The following is a 19409-nucleotide window of genomic DNA, read 5'->3' as shown; positions in this document are numbered from 1 at the left end:
CATGGATTTTAGACGCATCGAATGGATCTTTTTGATCGTATTTGCCGCAGTGAATATTTTCTTAGGGATCAGCTTCTATCAAAGCCAAGCCGTCGATCAAGCAGTTAGTGAATCAACCACAGGTGAAATTGTCGCTGATATTCAACGCGACCAGATCAAATTGCCGAGTTTGTCGACAAAAACCCCAACTGGCGGGTATTTGGCCTCTCAAGCAAACACGGCCCTTTATAACAATCGTGAGCAGTTGCTAGGGCAAACCTTGAGCTTTGCCAATGGGACTTTGACCAGTAATTTGAATTCACCGATCGTGGTGAAAAAAGCCCATGCTGTCGCCACCTTGAAAAAGTGGCTGCAAAGCTCGTCTAATGTGATGTTTGGCAATCAATATCAATATGCTGAAAGTTTGTCTTCCAGCAATACGTATGTTTTTTGCCAACAGATCCAAGGCCACAAGATCTATGACAAACGCGCGCAAATCACCATGACCGTCAACAACAACAAATTAGTATCTTACAAGCAGACGTACATTGCTAAAATGTCAGTTTTGAAAAGTAATGTCGAGTTGACTTCTGCTCGCGATGCCGTGGTCACCTTGTACAAAGATAATGAAATTGCCAATGGGGCGAAAGTCGATTGGGTCGAGCTGGCTTATAATTACTTGCTCGACACCAAAGGTAGTACGGTTTATGTGCCAACCTGGTTTGTCGGCGTTCAAAATCAAGGCGCCAAAAGTGTTACCATTAAGAAGTTAAACGCGATCACCAAAACGGTCATGAAAGATCGTACCAATGAGGAATAGAGGACTAATTTAGTGACAGAAGATTTTGGGATGCGCGTCAGTGTGTTGGCGAGCTCTAGTTCAGGGAATGCAACTTATATTGAAACCCCGCAACATCATATTTTGATCGATGCCGGCTTTTCCGGGAAAAAACTTCAAGCGCTGATGCAAAGTGTCGGCCGCGATTTAAAAGATGTCGACAGTTTGTTTTTGACCCATGAACATAGCGATCATTCTAAAGGTGTCGGGGTGTTGACTCGGCGTTATCCAAATATCACGTTATACGCCAACCAGTTGACCTTAGAAGCGTTGCCGCAAACGATCGGGAAGTTGCCTGCTGATCAAGTGCAATTGATCGAGCCTGGTCAAACCTTGAGTTTAGGGGATATGGACATCGAAGCTTTCGGCGTGTCTCATGATGCGGCGCAAGCACAGTTTTACCAAGTCCATCACGATGACAAAGCCTTTGCCATTGTCACCGATACGGGTTATGTGTCTGATCGCGTCGCCGGGACCATCCGAGATGCTGATGCTTATGTGATGGAATGTAATCATGATGTGGAAATGTTGCGGATGGGCCCTTATCCTTGGCCGTTGAAGCAGCGCATTTTAAGCGATACTGGGCATTTATCAAATGAAGATGGCGCTAATGCGATCATGGATGTGATCGGCACGCGCACCAAGCGGGTATACTTAGGACATTTATCCCCACATAACAACATCAAAGCCTTGGCCCACATCACTGTCGCCAATATGTTGAAGGAACAAGGGTTACCAGTCGGGCGTGATTTTGATATTTATGATACTGACCCGGCGGTCGCTGATGCGATGTTTACGGTGTAGAATTTGACCCCAGTGACCCTAAGCTTGCATAATTAAAGTAGCCACAGGAGCGGTTTGGCCAGTCGGTCAAGCCGCTTTGTTGCTTCTAAGGCGCTAAATGAGAACGTCGGATCACGGTTTCAGGACTTTTCCGCAAAAAGGTCATAATTTCATCAAATCCACTTTGTAATATTGATAGTGTAAACAAGAACGATTCGATTGGAGGATTAGGTTATGGATAATCAATCACACAACTTTCAGGAACAACAACCTGACCAAAAACCACAAAAGCCGAATCACGGCTTGAAGCAAACTGCCATTGTCGCCGTTGTTGCTGCGGTGATTGGGGGTGGTGTCGGAGGCGGGGCGGCGTATTACGGCTTGAAAAACGCAGCCGAATCTTCATTAGGTGTCACCTCTACGTCGCAAAAAGCCGGCACGACCAAAGTGTCCAACGTTTCCGTTAAAGAATCGAATTCAAGTACCACTGCCGCAGCCAAAGTCAAAAATGCGGTGGTTTCTGTGGTCAACTTGCAAAAAGCCCAAAGCACTTCTAGTGGTTTGGATGACTGGAGCGATTATTTCGGTTCTAGCAATTCTAGTGGTTCATCCAGTTACGGCTCTGATTCGTCAGGCGCTGACACTACCAGTGGCGCGACAACGAGCGGCAATTCCAGTTCTTCGAATTCCTCAAGTTCCTCTGATTCATCAGATCTTGAAGAATATTCTGAAGGTTCAGGGGTCATTTACCAAAAGAAAGACGGCAAAGCCTATATCGTCACCAATAACCACGTGGTTGAAGACTCTGATGCCTTGGAAGTCATTTTATCTGATGGCACGAAGTTAACAGCGAAGAAAGTCGGCACCGATGCCACCACTGATTTAGCAGTATTGTCTATTTCTGCTGATAAAGTCACCACAGTAGCCAGCTTCGGGGATTCTAGCGCCTTACAAGCAGGCCAAACGGTACTGGCGATCGGGTCACCGCTAGGATCTCAATATGCTTCTTCGGTTACTCAAGGGATCGTCAGTGCCACTAGCCGAACGGTTGATGTGACTGATGAAGATACCAACCAAACTGTCGGTCAAGAAACAGTTATTCAAACTGATGCTGCGATCAACTCTGGGAACTCTGGTGGGCCTTTGATCAACTTGTCTGGTCAAGTGATCGGGATCAACTCCATGAAGCTGTCAAGCTCGAGCTCTGATTCTTCAACAGCGACGATCGAAGGGATGGGCTTTGCCATTCCAAGTAACGAAGTGGTTTCCATCATCAATCAACTGGTTGAAAATGGGAAAGTCGTGCGCCCAGCGTTAGGGGTTGAGATCCGCGACTTATCCAGTGTCACCGCCAGTCAACAAAGCTCTGTTTTGAAGTTGCCAACTAGTGTTACCGGTGGCGCCGTGATCGCTGGCTTCACTAGCGGTAGCATTGCCAAGTCTGCAGGTTTATCTAAATATGATGTGATCGTCGGCATCGATTCAGATAAAGTCACAGGTGTGGCAGACTTACGCACAGCGCTTTACAAACACAGCGTCAACGACACTGTGAAGATCACGTATTACCACCAAGGCACTAAGAAAACTGCTAATGTGAAGCTGACCGAAACTACCGACAACTTGTCGAGCTCTGATTCAAGTACGTCTAGCTCCAATTAGTGAGAGACCCTCAACGTTTAACCGTTGAGGGTATTTTTTTACAGTTATCCACCGAAATTTTGTCAAGTGTGGATAGTGATTGGGCATAACCACAACCGTAGCCTGTGGATAAGTCTGTGGATACTGTTCATAACTAGGCTGAAAGGGTGTGGGTGAGTTTTTCCCCAAGATGTGAACAACCTGTGGATAAAGAAAATTTAACAACGAACGAACGTCTGTACGTCCAGGCGGGGCGCGGGATTCAGCGTCTGAAAATGTCATCATTGCGAAAACGAAGCTTGTGGATAATACTGCTTATAAAATAATTCCCTTGATTTTTTCGTCCCAATTATCTGGTGTCATGAAAAAAGCTCGACACAATATTTTGGGGGCGAACATACACTCGTGTGGATAAAAGGTGGGGATGACTGGTGCATGATGTGCATGATTGACAAATTGTGGGTGATTTGCTATACTAATGTTAGTAAATGAGTTGCGCACAATTAATAGGAGGCCTCTTATGAACATTTCAATCAAACCAGCAGCAATTGAATATTTGAAGAATCATACGACGAATCAAGATCACTTGTTTTTGGCATTAGATGACGGCTCCAGCAAGTATTCTCAACTCGGTGGGACTTGTGCGATCGGGAATAAATTCCAAATCGTTGAAAGTCCAGTGGCTGATGCGGATTATGCGATCACCCTTGATACCGATAGCGACTTGAATTTGACCACCGGTGAAGAAGAAGAAATGTACCTCGGCCATGGCTTGGTCTTGGACTTCCAACAAGCCTCATTGGTATTGCGCGACGATTCCGGGATCTTAGATGGCGCTGTGAACGTCAGCCAACCCGTCGTGCTGACTGCCGACATGCAAGCAGCAATGGGCGACAAGATCTGCTAGCAAACTAAGTGACAAAGGATTTGTGGGTCTCAACGCGAGGCGCACAAATTTTTTTCAAAAAAGTTTTAGCACTCTATTGACGAGAGTGCTAAAACAGACTATAGTATATTATGTAAACAAGAGGCGGTGCAAAACACCACCAATGAATGAAAGGAAGTCTGTTGTATGGCTAATGAAATGATGCGTCGTAATGACTGGTTAGAGGATCCGTTTTTCGATAACTTGGGACGGCGGTTCTTCGACGGCTTCTTCCCAGCAAACACGACGGAACAGAATTTAAAGACCGATATCAATGAAACTGATGATGCGTATGTGGCAAAGATCGATATGCCTGGTATCAACAAAGACGATATCAAGTTGAATTATCAAGATAATGTGTTGAGCATTTCCGTTTCTAAGGCTGATTTCAATGATCATCAAGACAAAGATGGCAATACCTTGATGAGTGAACGCAGTTACGGGTCCATGAGCCGCAGCTTCCGCTTACCAAATGTTGATGAAGCAAACATCAAGGCGCAATATACTGACGGCGTGTTGACGATCAACTTGCCAAAGCTCACTGAAACTGCAGCAGCAAATCACCAAATCGATATCGACTAAAACACCAAACAGTCATGCTCATCAAAGCCTCGCGACAATTTGTCGCGAGGCTTTTTGAATGCGATCGGTGTTATAACTCTGTGGATATGATGAGCAGGAGGATCGCCATATGGGAAATTATCGACGACATTGGTCATCAGTGGTGGACACTTGTATTTCGAACAAAGAAATTTTTTCCGAGACAGCGTCGTGAAATCGTCTTCTAAATAACGAATATGAGCTGAAAATTTGAAATTGAATAGCCGTTAAATCCTTTGTACAACAACGATTGGCTAATATTAGGCACAGCCTAAAATGACGGTTTGCCAATATGACACAAGCAATTTTTTACCTTTAAATGGGGAGAGTCCTATTTACTTTAATGCGTTTTTAATGTAAAGTATGACCATTAAGCTAATACGACCATTGTTGGGTCGCACGGCTACCGGCGCATTATCGTTTCATGTTGTTGATCCACAAAAACAGCCCGTCATCATTGGCGTCACTGTTTATTCTATGACAGATAGGAGTCATATCCATGGTCAAATATGTCTTGAAGCGGATCGGGTTTTTGATTCTCACGCTGTTCTTGGTTGCTTCCATCACCTTCTTCTTGATGAAGCTGCTGCCAGGGACGCCGTTCAATAACCCTAAGATCCCAGCAGACCAAATCGCGCAATTGAAAGCCCAATATGGGTTGGATAAGCCGGTTTGGCAACAATACTTAGTTTATATTTTAGGGGTGGCCCACGGCGACTTCGGGACCAGTTATCAGTTCACCGGCCAAACGGTGTCTTACTTGATTTCTTCTCGGGTCGGCCCATCCTTACAACTTGGCGCACAAGCGATGGTCGTTGGGACTTTGCTTGGGATCTTACTTGGTGCCGTTGCGGCGATCCGCAAAAACACCTGGGTCGATTCTGTGGCCACGATTTTTGCCATTATCGGTCGTTCCATTCCAAACTTCGTGTTTGCCGCTTTGCTGCAATACTTCGTTGCTTACAAGTGGGGCTTAGCACCAGTGGCTTTGTGGGAAGACGGCTTCTCCAGTTCCGTTTTACCAACGTTAGCTTTAGCGATGGCACCTCTTGCCAACACTGCGCGGTTCATGCGGACAGAAATGGTCGATGTCCTCAGTTCTGATTACATCGAACTCGCGCGTTCTAAAGGCGATTCCAAGTGGCAAGTCGTTGCGCGCCATGCGCTGCGTAACTCGATGATCCCGATTGTCACCATCATCGGCCCAATGGCGGTCGACTTAATGGTTGGTTCCATGGTTGTGGAAAACATTTTTGCGATCCCTGGTATCGGCGAACAGTTCGTTAAGTCCATCACGACTAACGACTATCCGGTGATCATGGGCCTGACCGTCATGTATTGCTTCATGTTGACGGTGGTCATTTTGATCGTTGATATTTTGTACGGATTCATCGATCCTCGAATCCGACTCAGTGGGGAGGCTAACTAATGGCAGATTCTAAAATCAAACTGTCACCTGACGCGTTCAAGCCAGCCCACGTCAGCGCTGACGAAAAAGAAAAAATCGCCACTCCGGCGTTGACCTTTACGCAAGATGCGATTCGGCGGTTAAAGCAAAACAAAGCTGCGATCATTAGTTTCTGGATCTTAGTTTTCATTTTTGCCGTGTCGATCATCACCTTGTTTGTGTCACCACACAATCCAAACACTCAGAACTTGAACTATACTTACCTGCCACCAAAATGGGGTAACTTGAACATTCCATTCTTTAATGGGAAACAAGGCGGCGTCGACATGTACGCCCAAAACAATGTTCCAAATGGCACCTATTTCTTATTAGGGACTGATTACCTTGGTCGTGATTTGTTGAGCCGGATCTTTGTCGGCACGCGGATCTCCTTGGAAATCGCTGTGATCGCCACGTTCTTTGACCTGGTCATTGGTGTCGGCTACGGCATCATCTCTGGTTGGAAAGGCGGCACCACTGATACGATCATGCAACGTGTGATCGAAATCATTTCTTCTGTGCCTAACTTAGTTGTCGTGATCTTAATGCTGTTAGTCTTCAGACCTGGGATGACCAGTATCATCGTCGCCATTGCGATCACTTCTTGGATCACGATGGCCCGCTTGATCCGCGCGCAAACCTTGCAGCTGAAGGATCAAGAATTCATCCTCGCGGCAAGAACGCTTGGTGAATCCAGTTGGAAGATCGCCATCAAGCACTTGGTACCAAACTTGAGTTCCACCATCATCATTCAAACCATGTTTACCATTCCAACGGCGATTTTCTTTGAAGCCTTCCTGTCATACATCGGGATCGGGTTGCCAGCACCAACGGCCAGTCTTGGGACGTTGTTGAATGATGGGCAAAAAGCCTTACAAACTCAGCCTTACTTGCTGGTTTATCCTGCCATCGTTATCGTTGTGTTAATGTTAGCCTTCAACTTATTAGCTGATGGCTTACGTGATGCCTTCGATCCGAAGAGCTCGCATTAAGGAGGGGTCGAAAATGGATAGAATTTTAGATGTTAAAGATTTAGCCATCGACTTCGCCACTTTTGCCGGCCCAGTGCATGCGATCCGCCATGTCAGCTTCCACTTGGATAAAGGGGAAACTTTGGCGATCGTTGGGGAATCTGGTTCTGGGAAGTCTGTTACCATGCGCACGGTCATGGGCTTGTTGGCCAACAACGCCAGCATCACCTCTGGTGAAGTGTTGCTTGAAGGCGACGACATTCTCAAGAAGTCTGAAAAAGAAATGAACGCCATGCGTGGTAACGATGTCGCCATGATCTTCCAAGATCCCATGACGTCACTGGATCCGACCATGACGATCGGTAAACAAGTTGCTGAACCATTGTTGCTTCACAACGACATTTCCAAAAAAGCCGCTTTAAAAGAAGCGGTTCGGACTTTGGAACTCGTTGGGATCAACGATGCAGAAAGCCGCTTGAACGATTATCCGCATCAATTCTCTGGTGGTCAACGCCAGCGGATCGTCATCGCCATTGCCATCATCAACCATCCGAAGATCTTGATCGCTGATGAACCGACTACGGCGCTTGACGTGACCATTCAAGCGCAGATCATTCACTTGTTGAAAGACTTACAAACGAAAATCGATACGGCGATCATTTTCATCACTCATGACCTTGGGGTTGTGGCTGGGATCGCTGATCGCGTTGAAGTCATGTATGCCGGCAAGATCATTGAATATGGCGATGTGGATGAAGTTTTCTACAACCCACAACATCCATACACTTGGGGCTTGCTTGAAGCGATGCCAACGCTTGAAACCAAGCGTGATCGTTTGTTCGCCATTCCTGGGACCCCACCAGATTTGTTGGATCCACCGAAGGGCGATGCCTTTGCCCCACGGAATCCTTTTGCAATGCAAATCGATACTGAACAAGAACCACCATTCTTCCCAGTGTCACCAACGCATTACGCGGCCACTTGGTTGTTGCATCCAGATGCACCAAAAGTCGAAGTGCCTGAAGAAATCAAGCGTCGTTGGGGCATTTGGGCAGCAAAACACCCAGCTAAGGAGGCGGACTAATGACTGACAAGAAAAAAGTTCTGGTTCAAGTCAAAGACTTGGTTCAAACCTTTAACGCCGGCAAGAAAAATGAAGTTAAAGCCATTCAAGATGTCACTTTTGATATTTATGAAGGCGAAACTTTAGGCTTGGTTGGTGAATCTGGTTCTGGTAAAACGACGACTGGGCGGGCGATCATTCGCTTGTATGACCCAACTAGTGGGGAAGTGCTGTTTGAAGGCAAAGATATTGCCAAGTTGAAAAACGGCTCTAAAGAAATGCTCGACTTCCGCCGTCAAACGCAAATGATCTTCCAAGATCCTTATGCCAGTTTGAATCCCCGGATGAAAGTTAAAGATATCATCGCTGAAGGTTTGGATATTCACCATTTGGTCAATTCCGAAAAAGAACGTGATGATCGGGTCGCTGAATTGTTGGAAGAAGTCGGTTTAAACGCCGATCACTCCACTCGTTATCCCCATGAATTCTCTGGTGGGCAACGTCAGCGGATCGGGATCGCCCGCGCCCTTGCTGTTGAACCTAAATTCATCATCGCTGATGAACCGATTTCAGCGCTTGATGTGTCCATTCAAGCGCAAGTGGTCAACTTGATGAAAGATATTCAAGACAAACAAGGCCTGACTTATTTGTTTATCGCCCATGATCTGTCGATGGTTAAATACATTTCCGATCGTATCGCCGTCATGCATTACGGCAAGATCGTGGAATTGGCTAGTTCCGACGAAGTTTACAACCACCCGTTGCACCCATACACCGAAAGTTTGTTATCTGCGATCCCAGAACCTGATCCGGATACTGAACGTTTACGTGTGCCGATCCCATATGACGCGGCTAAAGTCGAAGATGATCGCCCACGGAAAATGGTTGAAGTGTACCCTGGACACTTTGTCTTCGCTGCAGAAGATGAAATTCAAGGTTACAAAGATGCTGCGGCGAAAGCCCACGCGAACGACTAAGGTCAAAATCGATTTATCCGGCAGTGACACGGTCATTGTAAAACAAGCGCCCAGCGCTGCCGGTTGCTGGGCGCGTCCCATTTGACCATGGAATGGACTAGGAGTGATCCTGGTCTATTTTTTTGTACCCAGAGTGCTTCAAAGCGGTCTTAACCGACCATATAGCCTAGCTCAAACGATTGGGCTGGGCTTTGGCCCGGTCGTTTGAGCGTAGCTATATGTGTCGGTGTTGCTTTGAAGCACTCGACGCTGTCCGGCGTCTTAAGTAAGCTATCCGCAGGTGTGTTACTTAAACAAGCGCGACGCTGCCCCATGTTCGTCGTTGCCATGCAGCTGCGCCGTCAATGCGAATTTTTCCGATGAAGTTTTTGCTGACTTGAGCATGAAAAAGCGGATTTCAAGTCGCCTTCCTCGTCGTGTCATTCTAGTCAAAAATTATTCTAGAATAAGCTTGAATTAATGACAAAATTGGCCTATACTTATTTCATCATGAGGAACTGAATAGACCTGCTCACTCGACCAGGCGCTTAGGCGTAGTTCGAGACGACCCGTACACAGAGGTGAAAACCTGCTGTCGTGCGGGATTTTTTTATTCTTGGGAACATGCAGGCCGTCGGGAAATCAAAAAAGTGCCGTCAATGCTTGGGAGCAAATTGACGGCACAAAAAAACGCAGCACCTTGGGAGTTATGCTGCGTCGATGGGTGTAAATGGCTTGGGAGACATTTACTTGGATTATTGTAACACTCTACTGCTTGGGGCACAATTAAGTTTGTGTAAAAAGGTAGCTTGGGATCAAAAACCGCCAGTTTTGGCGGTTTTTTTGTGTCGTGAATTATTTGTGGGTAACTTTACAAAACGTGGCGCCAGTATCAGTTACTTTTGCAATCACATCAAAATCAGGATCATTTTCAAGTTGACCAAAGTTGAAAACTGAACCTTCTGGCGTGTCATCGACGCTGACTAATGAATTCGCGATCATCTTTAAGTGATCAGCTTCATGGCGGTGATGGGCCAGCGTTTCAGCGGCTTTGGTCAAGGTGTAGCCTTCATCGATCATCGACTTCACCAACACTAATTTTGCAAGGTTAGGGAAGTTGAACCGCTTGTTGCCACCTTCTTCTCGTCGGAACGAGTGCACCAAGTCTTTTTTCTCCCAGTAGCGGATCTGTGTCGACGTGGCGCCAGTGATGCGACTAGCTTCGCCGATCCCCACCGACAGATCCAAGTCTTTCAAACGTTTGGTAAAATCTGGTCCCATACTTACCTCCATATGACGCTTTGTCATTTTTATGACGTATTTTCTGAAAACATATTGACTAACTAATAATGTAAGTGTAACATAACGTTTTGTCAATATCATATTATGTGATAAAGAAATTACGAAATCTATTAAAAAGGGGCGGTATAATGCCAGTACAAGATCGACATGGTAAAGCCATCAATGTGCCTTTGATGGTGGTAACGCTGATCGTCGGCGTGTTTATTACCGTATTGAACCAAACGATCCTCACCACAGCCTTTCCAACGTTAATGAAGGCTTTTGATATTTCCACTGGGACGGTGCAGTGGCTGACCACCGGTTTTATGATGGTCAACGGGATCATGATCCCGGTGTCTGCCTACCTATCAGCAAAGGTATCCACGAAATGGTTATACATCGGCGCGATGAGTATTTTCGGTATTGGGACATTAGTGGCCTTCATCGCCAATAGCTTCCCAATGTTGTTGGCAGGGCGTTTGATCCAAGCGTTAGGCGTCGGGATCACAATGCCATTGCTCCAAAACATCATGCTTAACTTATTTCCACCGGAAAAACGCGGCACTGCCATGGGGTTGACCGGTCTTGCTGTTGGGGTGGCGCCTGCCATCGGTCCCACATTATCTGGTTGGGTGATCGATAACTCTGGTTGGCGGACGTTGTTTGGCATGTTGTTGCCAGTGGTGGTCATTGTATTGATCTTGTCACTGTTCTTCGTCAAAGACGTGTTGCCAACGTCTGATCCAAAACTCGATATTTTATCGTTGATCGAATCTAGTTTTGGGTTTGGATCCTTGTTGTACGGCTTTTCTGAAGTTTCCAGTCGCGGCTGGGGTGATGCGATCGTCCTTGGTAGCATTGCCTTTGGGTTAGTGGTCATTGTGTTGTTTGTGCTGCGACAACTCAAACTCGACGATCCTTTTATTCAAGTCAAAGTTTTCTCCAGCAAAATCTTTACCATTTCCACGATTTTAAGTTCCATTGCCAACATGGCGATGGTCGGGGTGGAAATGATCTTGCCGTTATACTTACAGATCTTACATGGTAAATCAGCGCTTGAATCAGGCTTAACGTTGTTGCCTGGGGCGCTAATGATGGGGGTCATGAGTCCGATCACTGGGATCGTGTTTGACCGCATCGGCGCGAAACGTTTAGCACAACTCGGGTTCTTCTTGTTAGCAGCGGCGACGTTGCCATTTGCCTTTATCACGGCAGACACCCCAAGTTTGTTTATCACGTTGATCTATGCGGTCCGGATGTTTGGGGTCGCCATGGTGATGATGCCATTGACCACTAACGGGATGAACGCTTTGCCAATGGACTTGATCCGCCACGGCACTGCGGTGAACAACACTGTTCGCCAAATTGCCAGCTCCATGACCACTGCGATTTTGGTGTCGGTATTGTCTAACGTCACTGACAATGCTTCTCCAGTTAAGCAGATGTTGACCACTGACCCATTGAAATACAAGCATTTGTATTTCAATGCGACCTTAAGTGGTTATCACGCAGCCTTTTGGTTTGCCATCGGCTTTTCAATTCTCGGTTGGGCGTTGACGTTCTTCTTGAATAAAAAGGCTGTTGCTAGCCGCGATGTCACTGCCAAGGAGGTGCGCGCATGATTATTGCCACATTAATTATCGGCGTGATCGGCTTATATTTAAGCTTCATCATGATGAAAAACGGAACTTGGCGCGTGGTGCTCAGTGCAATTTTTGGGGTGATCATGATCGGTTCGCTGTATTTGGTCAATGCCAATGACCGTTCCCATTTCGGAATGGAAAAAGTCACCACGACCAAAACTGTCACTATCACCTCTGCGAGTCCTTCAAAAGCATTGCCGATGTTGTTACATCAAGACGTCGGAACTAGCGGCAAACGTCAAGTCTACATTTACAAAGTCGCCGGGAAAACCACGCATACCAAAGCTGATTACTTAGTGTCAAATCACGTGGTGACTGGCGATAAAGCAACCGTGAAATCGGTGAAAACCGCTTGGGTGTACAAAAACGATTTCTACAAATCATTTTTTGCCAACCAAAACAACCACAAGCTGATCAAACAAGTCAACACCATCACCATTCCCAAGACTTGGACCAGCTTGTCGACCAAACAAGCGAAAGCCTTAGCCAAACGTTTGAAAGCGGCGCAAAATCCCACTGCTACACAAAAAGCCCAAATGACTGCCGCGATTCAACAAGCAGTCGTCCAAGCTAAAATGAAAAATCCAAGCATGACGGCGGCACAACAAAAACAAGTGATCGCCCAAGCAAAAGCAAAATTGCAACAAGCGGCAATCCAACAAGCAATCAAAGCGGTTAAAGCAGAATAACAATACAAAAACGCGATCGATCACTCGGTCGCGTTTTTTGCTGCTGTTGGCGTTGCAGTAGGAACGGCAGCTGGTGTGCGTTTGCGGCGATTGCGTGCGAGCACATGCCACTGCGGTCGGCCTATCAATAGGCCAAACGGTGGGACTTTGTAGCAGAACCAAGCAATGCCGACTGCTATAGCGATGACCGCGACATAACCGAATGGGATCAATACCACCCAAGTCCAATCGGGTAAGCTGAGTAGTCCTAGTGCGCCGCGCAAGACGCTTAATGCTAAGGTTTGGTCGAGATACACGCCAAACGAAACGATCGCCGCGTTATGAATCGCGGTTGCAAACCAAGTCGGCATGCCGTGTTCACGCCAAGCGGCAAATTTTTGACCGAGACCAAAAACCGCTAAAATCACGATGGTATCGTACACCAGCATGTACGGTTGATGCGGTGATACTGCATGCGTGTGATCTAAGCCCAACACCGCGCGATTCCAGAAATAATAAGGGATGGTGCCGATCCCTAGCGTCACAGAAGCAATCGTTAAGCTGCGTAAATGCGCCGTGACAAAGTGTGTCGCTTGTTGATAGTGAATGCTGGTGTAGGCACCAAGCATGAAATAAAACTGATAGGTGAAAATATTCACCCCATAAGCCCGGAACCACCATAGCCATTGACTGCGATCGACCCCTGGCATGAGGTATTTGATCCAAGTGACGATGCTTAACTGCAATAAGAAGCTGATCCCAACCATCAACTCGTGATGTTTGACGTGTTTAAACAACCACACGATCAATGGAAAGGCCAAGTACAGCTGCAAGGTGATCAAAATATAATACATGTACCAAGCGTTGCCATGTAAGATCATATCTGCATAATCTGACCAAAACGTCGCCCAGTGATAACTCGGCGCGCCGATCAACACTGCCAGGCCTAAGTACAAACCATTCCATAATAAGTATGGCCAGCCAGAACCGGCGAAGCGTTTTTGAAAGAAGCGGCCCCATTGATGACGGTGATAGTAATTTAAGGTCAATACCAAACCGGTCATAAACATAAAGCCCATCCGCGTGAAGTGGATCAACAAGTGGGTCCCAAGTAACGCGGTTTTCGTGGTGCCACCAGTGCTCATTTGTTGAATAAAAGCTGTCGTGGTGTGATTGAGTAGTACCCCGAAAATGAAGAAGACGCGCATCATGTCCACTTCATGAAGATATTTTTTGGCCAAGGTCGCGGCCTCCTTTTTCCTGATTCATCAAGGATAGCGGAGAACATTGGCAAAAATATGGTGAAATTAAGGTGACAAATGCGTGATAAAGTTAGTCGTTCTTCTCAGAAAATTCACGATTGGCGCGTAAGCTTTGCTTAAACACAACGGGGGGACTTACATATGTTAGCTTTTGACCAATTACGCGACCCGGCCCAAATCAAAATTGCGAATATGGGTAAAACCATGATGCTCGATAAAGGCTTAGGATTGAATGCCGTTGACGACTTGATCGCGACTGCCGGCGATTATATGAATTTTGCCAAATTCGGCTGGGGGACTGCTGCGACGATGAGCCGCGAGTTGATCCAAGCCAAAACCGCAAAGTATCGCAATGCTGGCATCACACCTTATCCTGGTGGCACGTTATTAGAAGTGGCACTGCAACAAGGCAAACTCACTGAATTTTTAACTGAGGCCAAAGCGCTAGGTTTCACAGGCATCGAAGTATCTGATGGGAGTACAACCGTTGATGCACATACTCGCGCTGAAACCATTAAAGCAGCGCGTAATACCGGATTTAAAGTATTATCTGAAGTCGGGAAGAAAGATCCCACCCTAGATCACGAATTAACAGTTGCCCAACGCATTGCTTCGATCAACGCTGATCTGCGCAACGGCGCCGATTATGTGATCATAGAAGCCCGCGAAGCCGGCAAAAATATTGGTATTTACGACAAAGATGGCAATATCGTCCAATCTGAACTTGATGCACTGGCGGCTAATGGCATTACGCAAGTGATTTTTGAAGCGCCATTGAAGCCGCAACAAGTGGCCTTGATTTTACAATTCGGCAGCCATGTCAATCTCGGCAACATTGCCCATGATGAAGTCACAGCCCTTGAAACCTTGCGCCGCGGCTTGCGTGGTGACACTGTGGGGAAAGTCTAATGCGGAGATTATTTATTGTTCGCCATGGTAAAACGGCATGGAATCTAGAAAAAAGACTTCAAGGTGCCGGCGCTGACAGTCCGTTATTGACTGATGATCTAACGCCTTATCACCAACTCGCCGCATATCTTGATCAATATGAATTTGCCCAAGCTTTTACCAGTCCTTTGGCGCGCGCATATGATACTGCTGAATTGACCTTGAAGAATTTCTCCCATCATCAAGCCCCTAAGTTAGAAGTCGTCGATGATCTGCGGGAATTATCTTTTGGTCAATGGGAAGGGCGTAGTCGCGCAGAGCTCATTAAAGTTGCGCCTGAGTTATTTGCGTTGATGTCCAAACGTCAAGATGATCCGCGGTTGCTCAACTTAGGGATGGAGAACTTCCATGATGCGCGGCGGCGTTTTGCTGGTGCGTTAGCAGGGATCGCGGCAAGTCTTGGGGATGATGACAATGCGTTGATTTTTGCCCATGGTGGCATCAGCCAAATCGGGATCCAAGCAGCCACTGGCAATCCCAAACTGTTAGGATTAAAGAACTTGTCGACGTCGATTTTAGCAGTGACAGCAGATGGTTTAGCTGTCGATGCTTACAACCAAACCGCTTATCTCACACAAGTCGATTTAAATGAAGGCAATGTGTCGATTCTATAAGCGATCATCGATTTAAATAACGCCTCAAACTGTTTTTGTCAGCTTGAGGCGTTATTTTAATTCTTTTGATCGATTTTGGCTTGTTTGGCTTGGTCGACTAAGCCGTAAGGTAATAAGAAACGCGTCTTTTTTTCGGTGCGTTTAAAATGCCAAGTGGTTTTGCCTAGCTTTAAGTCCAAGGTTTTGCCGGCAGTGGTATAACTGCCTGAAGCTTGGCTATCGCCAGTTTTATTGTAGGAATATTTCGTCATGTTGATGCCTGCTTCTGCATCCGACGCGTTGGCAAAAGTTTCAGCAAGCATTTCACCAGTTGTGGTCAACTTGGTTTTGCTTCCTGAGGTTTTGCGGGTGATGGATTCGTAGCGACGATAATAAGGCGCTTGGCTCAGCGTCGCCGTGGATAAGACGCCAGTTTTGTCGTCGTTGGTGAGATAAAGGGTCATTTCCACCGCTTTTGTGGTGCGATGGGTTTTGCCATCAGCGGTGTAGGATTGGGCTTTATAAATGCTGCCGATCGCGCTAGAATCTTGGCGCTTGCCGCATCCGGCTAAGGCAAACAGCACCAAGAAGCCAGTCAGTGCGGCGAATAATTTCCGTTTCATGAAAGGGCCTCCGAATTCGATATGCTTTATTCTAACATATAACGCTTGCACACATGAAAAAGATGCGACTGAAGACTGAGGTCGTCATATACTCTGCAATGTATAGTATATTCATGGACAGTCAATTGAAAAAAGGCCTGATCGAATATGGGGTGCTAGCCAGCTTGGCCGCTGGTGATTCTTATGGCTACCAGCTACTAAAAAATTGTCCACCAGATCTGGGGTTGACGCAATCAACGTTGTATCCACTGCTCAAACGGTTGGAACTTGATGGTCGCGTGGCCACTTATGCGCAGTTACATCATGGGCGAACGCGCAATTACTATCATTTGACAGCGTTAGGTCGGCAAAGTATTCGTGATTTTGTCGAGCAATGGGATCAGGTGCAAACAGTCGCTGGCTTTATCAAAAGGAGTTTGGAAAATGACACGCAATGATTTTTTAGCGCATTTACGCACTGGGTTAAAAGGGCATGTGGCACCAAGTGAAGTCAATCGCTTGTGTGCGTATTATGATGAAATGATCTTAGATTTAATGGAATCAGGAAAATCTGAAGCAGAAGCCGTTGAAGCAATGGGCTCGCCAAATGAATTGGTGTATGCTGCAACGCAAAGTACACCAACTGCCCCACAGCGTCAGCACCATTGGTTGTTGTGGACTTTAGTGATCTTAGGGTCACCGCTGTGGGGAAGTTTGGCAATAGCCGCAGGTGCTATGGGGGTTTGTTTTGAGATCATGTTGTGGTGTGTGCCGCTAGTTGGTGGGTGCACTGCGGCAGGCTTTTTGATCGGTGGCGGGATGTCAGTGTTGATGAGTGTGCCGGCGTTTGTTGCGGTACCGTTTTACGGGATCACCGAACTTGGCGTTGGGTTAGCCTGCGTTGGCGGTGGCATCATTGCCGGTTGGTTGACTTTTGCAGTGATTAAATATTGTGCGTTAGCGCATGGTTGGGCGTTTCGCAGCTTAGCGTCACAATTTAACAAAACCAAAGAGGTGTTCGCATGAAACATTTAAAAGTGTTACGAGCTGGTGCGATTTTGTTGGTGGCTGGCATCGCGATCGCCATGGTCGGGTTCTTGTTTTCTGGGGCGAACCCTCATGCTTACGAGCCTTATACTCACCGGTGGTACTCGGTCATCCATTTAGGGGACTAACTTCTAAATGGCAGACGATTCAAATTTGTCAATCAACCAAATGAAGTGCGCTCCCTTTTTGGCGGGGCGCTTTTTGATTGTCTAAAGCGTAAAGTTGTGGTTCTAGATTAGAACGAGTATAATTAAGATGAATGAGGAGGTGGCGTTGGTGAAAGAATATAAACGCTTATGGGCAGTGCTTGCAGTTGGTGCAGTGGCCTTGATCTTGGAATTTATCTTGGGACATGCCTTTTGGGCGCAAATGGTGATCACCATTTTAGGTGGCGCCTTGGCCATCTTAATGTTTGTCGATATGGTCAAAACTTTGCGTGCCGGCAACTTCGGGGTGGATCTGCTGGCAATCACTGCCATTATCGCGACGTTAGCAGTGGGTGAGTATTGGGCGTCAATGATCGTGTTATTGATGTTAACTGGTGGGGACGCCTTAGAAGACTTCGCTGCCAACAAAGCCAATAGTGATCTGCAAAGCTTACTGGCCAACAACCCAACGTCTGCTCACAAAGTCGCTGATGATGGGCAATATCAAGAAGTTGCCGCTGACGACTTGCAAGTCGGGGATGCGATTTTAGTGCGGCCTGGGGAAGTGGTGCCTGCTGACGCTACCGTCGTTTCTGGCGCTAGTGAAGTTGACGAAGCTAGTTTAACTGGTGAAGCGCGTCCCATTGCCAAAAGTGTCGGCGATGCGGTGATGTCTGGGAGTATCAACGGGGAAGCGGCCTTGACGCTGACGGTTGATAAACGCGCCAAAGATTCACAATACCAAAGCATTGTCGCCTTAGTCGCTGAAGCTGAAAGTAAACCAGCACATTTCGTGCGGATGGCGGATCGTTATGCCGTGCCATTTACTTTGGTGGCCTATTTGATCGCTGGGATCGCCTGGTTCGTTGCCAAAGACCCAGTGCGGGCTGCGCAAGTGTTAGTGGTTGCCTCGCCTTGTCCGTTGATCTTAGCGGCACCTGTGGCAATGGTATCAGGGATGAGTCGCGCATCACGCGAAGGGATCATTGTGAAATCTGGGACCACGCTTGAAAAACTCGCCGCTGCTAAAACCTTTGCTTTTGATAAAACTGGGACCTTGACCCGTGGGGTGTTGACAGTTGATCAGGTGTTGCCACAAGCCGACTTTGATGAAACGTCATTATTACGGTTGGCTGCCGGGTGTGAACAACAAAGTGGGCATATTTTAGCGCGGTCGTTGGTGGCACATGCCGGCAGTGATTTACCGCAAGCCACTGAAGTGAATGAAACCACTGGCTTAGGGGTCGCCGCTCAAGTCGATGGCCACGCCGTCAAAGTCGGGCAAGCGAAGTTTATTCCCGGTGCTGAAAGCTTGAGTCAAACCGCGGTTTACGTGGAAGTTGACGGTCAATATGCTGGGGCGATCACTTTTTCAGATGAATTGCGACCGGAAGCACATGAAACCATCAGCGACTTGCATCAACAAGGGGTTATCGACACTGTGATGATCTCAGGCGATCAACAAGCCACCGCTGATGCCGTCGCGAAGTCGGTCGGTATCGATCACGTGTATGCCCACAAGTTACCTGCTGAAAAAATTGAGGTCCTCGAAACCTTGCAGCAACGGCCAGTCGTCATGGTCGGCGACGGCGTCAATGATGCGCCATCGCTTGCTGCTGCAGACGTAGGCATCGCGATGGGGGCCCATGGCGCAACGGCTGCAAGTGAATCCGCCGATGCCGTCGTGTTGCGCGATGATTTAAGTAAAGTCGCCCAAGCACGGGTGATCGGGACCCAAACGTTGAAAGTGGCCAAAGAAGCAGTGTGGATCGGCATTGCGATTTGTACCGGGTTGATGTTGATCGCCGCCACTGGGGTGATCCCAACCATTATCGGCGCAATGTTTCAAGAAGTGGTCGATACAGTCACCATTTTATATGCTTTGAAAGCTCGTAATGGCTAATCAAAAAAATCGGCGCTCAGTTGAGCGTCGATTTTTTAATTGTGCAGGCTTTAGCCTGGTACGCGCGGAAAACGCGCGTGCCTCAAAACCACCCGCTGTGCGGGTGGAGTCAAATA

20 protein-coding genes are annotated in these 19409 nt (G+C 47.2%); 17 read left to right on the top strand and 3 right to left on the bottom strand.

What is annotated here, in order from left to right; genetic code table 11:
* Window position 1 precedes the first annotated feature (1 nt).
* From EKM92_RS12705 to EKM92_RS12665, 9 genes are all read left to right on the top strand, one after another.
* Window positions 2–799 (top strand): two-component system regulatory protein YycI, encoded by a 798-nt coding sequence (locus EKM92_RS12705; RefSeq protein WP_125711381.1) that lies wholly within the window; start codon window positions 2–4, stop codon window positions 797–799.
* A gap of 30 nt (window positions 800–829) precedes the next feature.
* A complete protein-coding gene (locus tag EKM92_RS12700) occupies window positions 830–1621 on the top strand; it encodes an MBL fold metallo-hydrolase (protein WP_164510012.1) in 792 nt (263 codons plus the stop codon).
* A 213-nt stretch (window positions 1622–1834) separates the two neighbouring features.
* Window positions 1835–3259, top strand: a complete 1425-nt coding sequence (locus EKM92_RS12695; protein WP_125711378.1) for a S1C family serine protease — start codon at window positions 1835–1837, stop codon at window positions 3257–3259.
* Between the two features lie 499 nt (window positions 3260–3758).
* Window positions 3759–4145 carry an iron-sulfur cluster biosynthesis family protein gene (locus EKM92_RS12690; RefSeq protein WP_125711376.1) on the top strand — a complete coding sequence of 129 codons (387 nt, stop codon included), beginning with the start codon at window positions 3759–3761 and terminating at the stop codon, window positions 4143–4145.
* Between the two features lie 165 nt (window positions 4146–4310).
* Window positions 4311–4745 (top strand): Hsp20/alpha crystallin family protein, encoded by a 435-nt coding sequence (locus tag EKM92_RS12685; RefSeq protein WP_125711374.1) that lies wholly within the window; start codon window positions 4311–4313, stop codon window positions 4743–4745.
* 517 nt (window positions 4746–5262) lie between these two features.
* Window positions 5263–6192 carry an oligopeptide ABC transporter permease gene (gene opp3b, locus EKM92_RS12680; protein ID WP_054716816.1) on the top strand — a complete coding sequence of 310 codons (930 nt, stop codon included), beginning with the start codon at window positions 5263–5265 and terminating at the stop codon, window positions 6190–6192.
* The gene (locus EKM92_RS12675; protein WP_125711372.1) at window positions 6192–7202 is read left to right on the top strand and encodes an ABC transporter permease; all 1011 of its coding nucleotides are present in this window, start codon (window positions 6192–6194) and stop codon (window positions 7200–7202) included. The genes opp3b and EKM92_RS12675 overlap by 1 nt, the downstream gene beginning before the upstream one ends.
* Before the next feature lie 13 nt (window positions 7203–7215).
* Complete coding sequence (locus tag EKM92_RS12670) at window positions 7216–8265, top strand: ABC transporter ATP-binding protein (RefSeq protein WP_125711370.1); 1050 nt, start codon at window positions 7216–7218, stop codon at window positions 8263–8265.
* A complete protein-coding gene (locus EKM92_RS12665; RefSeq protein ID WP_125711368.1) occupies window positions 8265–9221 on the top strand; it encodes an ABC transporter ATP-binding protein in 957 nt (318 codons plus the stop codon). Before EKM92_RS12670 ends, EKM92_RS12665 begins: the two co-directional genes overlap by 1 nt.
* Before the next feature lie 834 nt (window positions 9222–10055).
* Here the strand turns inward: EKM92_RS12665 and EKM92_RS12660 are convergent.
* Entirely contained in the window at window positions 10056–10481 is a 426-nt protein-coding gene (locus tag EKM92_RS12660; protein WP_125711366.1) for a MerR family transcriptional regulator, read from the bottom strand.
* 149 nt (window positions 10482–10630) lie between these two features.
* On the opposite strand from EKM92_RS12660, the gene EKM92_RS12655 reads away from it, so the two are divergent.
* Both EKM92_RS12655 and EKM92_RS12650 read left to right on the top strand, forming a co-directional pair.
* Window positions 10631–12103: a DHA2 family efflux MFS transporter permease subunit gene (locus EKM92_RS12655; protein ID WP_125711364.1), complete on the top strand. Its 1473-nt coding sequence runs from the start codon at window positions 10631–10633 to the stop codon at window positions 12101–12103.
* The gene (locus EKM92_RS12650; protein ID WP_125711362.1) at window positions 12100–12813 is read left to right on the top strand and encodes a DUF4811 domain-containing protein; all 714 of its coding nucleotides are present in this window, start codon (window positions 12100–12102) and stop codon (window positions 12811–12813) included. Before EKM92_RS12655 ends, EKM92_RS12650 begins: the two co-directional genes overlap by 4 nt.
* 20 nt (window positions 12814–12833) lie before the next feature.
* Here the strand turns inward: EKM92_RS12650 and EKM92_RS12645 are convergent, their stop codons facing one another.
* Window positions 12834–14033, bottom strand: a complete 1200-nt coding sequence (locus EKM92_RS12645) for an acyltransferase (RefSeq protein ID WP_225420812.1) — start codon at window positions 14031–14033, stop codon at window positions 12834–12836.
* Between the two features lie 162 nt (window positions 14034–14195).
* On the opposite strand from EKM92_RS12645, the gene comA reads away from it, so the two are divergent.
* Window positions 14196–14963: a phosphosulfolactate synthase gene (gene comA, locus EKM92_RS12640; protein WP_125711360.1), complete on the top strand. Its 768-nt coding sequence runs from the start codon at window positions 14196–14198 to the stop codon at window positions 14961–14963.
* Window positions 14963–15616, top strand: a complete 654-nt coding sequence (locus tag EKM92_RS12635) for a histidine phosphatase family protein (protein WP_125711358.1) — start codon at window positions 14963–14965, stop codon at window positions 15614–15616. Before comA ends, EKM92_RS12635 begins: the two co-directional genes overlap by 1 nt.
* A 56-nt stretch (window positions 15617–15672) precedes the next feature.
* Here the strand turns inward: EKM92_RS12635 and EKM92_RS12630 are convergent, their stop codons facing one another.
* Complete coding sequence (locus EKM92_RS12630; RefSeq protein WP_125711356.1) at window positions 15673–16218, bottom strand: hypothetical protein; 546 nt, start codon at window positions 16216–16218, stop codon at window positions 15673–15675.
* Window positions 16219–16331: 113 nt separating this feature from the next.
* Here EKM92_RS12630 and EKM92_RS12625 point away from each other — a divergent pair, with 113 nt between their 5' ends.
* The 4 genes from EKM92_RS12625 (at window position 16332) to EKM92_RS12615 (ending at window position 19293) form a co-directional block, all read left to right on the top strand.
* Window positions 16332–16655, top strand: a complete 324-nt coding sequence (locus EKM92_RS12625) for a PadR family transcriptional regulator (protein ID WP_125711354.1) — start codon at window positions 16332–16334, stop codon at window positions 16653–16655.
* Window positions 16642–17223, top strand: coding sequence for a DUF1700 domain-containing protein (locus EKM92_RS12620; protein ID WP_125711352.1), 582 nt, complete (start codon window positions 16642–16644; stop codon window positions 17221–17223). The genes EKM92_RS12625 and EKM92_RS12620 overlap by 14 nt, the downstream gene beginning before the upstream one ends.
* Entirely contained in the window at window positions 17220–17372 is a 153-nt protein-coding gene (locus EKM92_RS13645) for a hypothetical protein (protein WP_164510007.1), read from the top strand. Before EKM92_RS12620 ends, EKM92_RS13645 begins: the two co-directional genes overlap by 4 nt.
* Before the next feature lie 148 nt (window positions 17373–17520).
* Window positions 17521–19293 carry a heavy metal translocating P-type ATPase gene (locus EKM92_RS12615; RefSeq protein WP_125711350.1) on the top strand — a complete coding sequence of 591 codons (1773 nt, stop codon included), beginning with the start codon at window positions 17521–17523 and terminating at the stop codon, window positions 19291–19293.
* Window positions 19294–19409: the final 116 nt, after the last annotated feature.

It is taken from the genome of Lacticaseibacillus porcinae (genome assembly GCF_003946305.1).
Lineage (GTDB): Bacteria > Bacillota > Bacilli > Lactobacillales > Lactobacillaceae > Lacticaseibacillus > Lacticaseibacillus porcinae.
The sequence above is the reverse complement of the archived record's forward strand: the minus strand, read 5'-3'. Positions and strand labels throughout refer to the sequence as shown.

Bases quoted from the DNA above. Each gene is read 5' to 3' on its own strand.
- EKM92_RS12705 (WP_125711381.1), top strand. From the start codon at position 2: ATGGATTTTAGACGCATCGAATGGATCTTTTTGATCGTATTTGCCGCA.
- EKM92_RS12700 (WP_164510012.1), top strand. From the start codon at position 830: ATGCGCGTCAGTGTGTTGGCGAGCTCTAGTTCAGGGAATGCAACTTAT.
- EKM92_RS12695 (WP_125711378.1), top strand. From the start codon at position 1,835: ATGGATAATCAATCACACAACTTTCAGGAACAACAACCTGACCAAAAA.
- EKM92_RS12690 (WP_125711376.1), top strand. From the start codon at position 3,759: ATGAACATTTCAATCAAACCAGCAGCAATTGAATATTTGAAGAATCAT.
- EKM92_RS12685 (WP_125711374.1), top strand. From the start codon at position 4,311: ATGGCTAATGAAATGATGCGTCGTAATGACTGGTTAGAGGATCCGTTT.
- opp3b (WP_054716816.1), top strand. From the start codon at position 5,263: ATGGTCAAATATGTCTTGAAGCGGATCGGGTTTTTGATTCTCACGCTG.
- EKM92_RS12675 (WP_125711372.1), top strand. From the start codon at position 6,192: ATGGCAGATTCTAAAATCAAACTGTCACCTGACGCGTTCAAGCCAGCC.
- EKM92_RS12670 (WP_125711370.1), top strand. From the start codon at position 7,216: ATGGATAGAATTTTAGATGTTAAAGATTTAGCCATCGACTTCGCCACT.
- EKM92_RS12665 (WP_125711368.1), top strand. From the start codon at position 8,265: ATGACTGACAAGAAAAAAGTTCTGGTTCAAGTCAAAGACTTGGTTCAA.
- EKM92_RS12660 (WP_125711366.1), bottom strand. From the start codon at position 10,481: ATGGGACCAGATTTTACCAAACGTTTGAAAGACTTGGATCTGTCGGTG.
- EKM92_RS12655 (WP_125711364.1), top strand. From the start codon at position 10,631: ATGCCAGTACAAGATCGACATGGTAAAGCCATCAATGTGCCTTTGATG.
- EKM92_RS12650 (WP_125711362.1), top strand. From the start codon at position 12,100: ATGATTATTGCCACATTAATTATCGGCGTGATCGGCTTATATTTAAGC.
- comA (WP_125711360.1), top strand. From the start codon at position 14,196: ATGTTAGCTTTTGACCAATTACGCGACCCGGCCCAAATCAAAATTGCG.
- EKM92_RS12635 (WP_125711358.1), top strand. From the start codon at position 14,963: ATGCGGAGATTATTTATTGTTCGCCATGGTAAAACGGCATGGAATCTA.
- EKM92_RS12630 (WP_125711356.1), bottom strand. From the start codon at position 16,218: ATGAAACGGAAATTATTCGCCGCACTGACTGGCTTCTTGGTGCTGTTT.
- EKM92_RS12625 (WP_125711354.1), top strand. From the start codon at position 16,332: ATGGACAGTCAATTGAAAAAAGGCCTGATCGAATATGGGGTGCTAGCC.
- EKM92_RS12620 (WP_125711352.1), top strand. From the start codon at position 16,642: ATGACACGCAATGATTTTTTAGCGCATTTACGCACTGGGTTAAAAGGG.
- EKM92_RS13645 (WP_164510007.1), top strand. From the start codon at position 17,220: ATGAAACATTTAAAAGTGTTACGAGCTGGTGCGATTTTGTTGGTGGCT.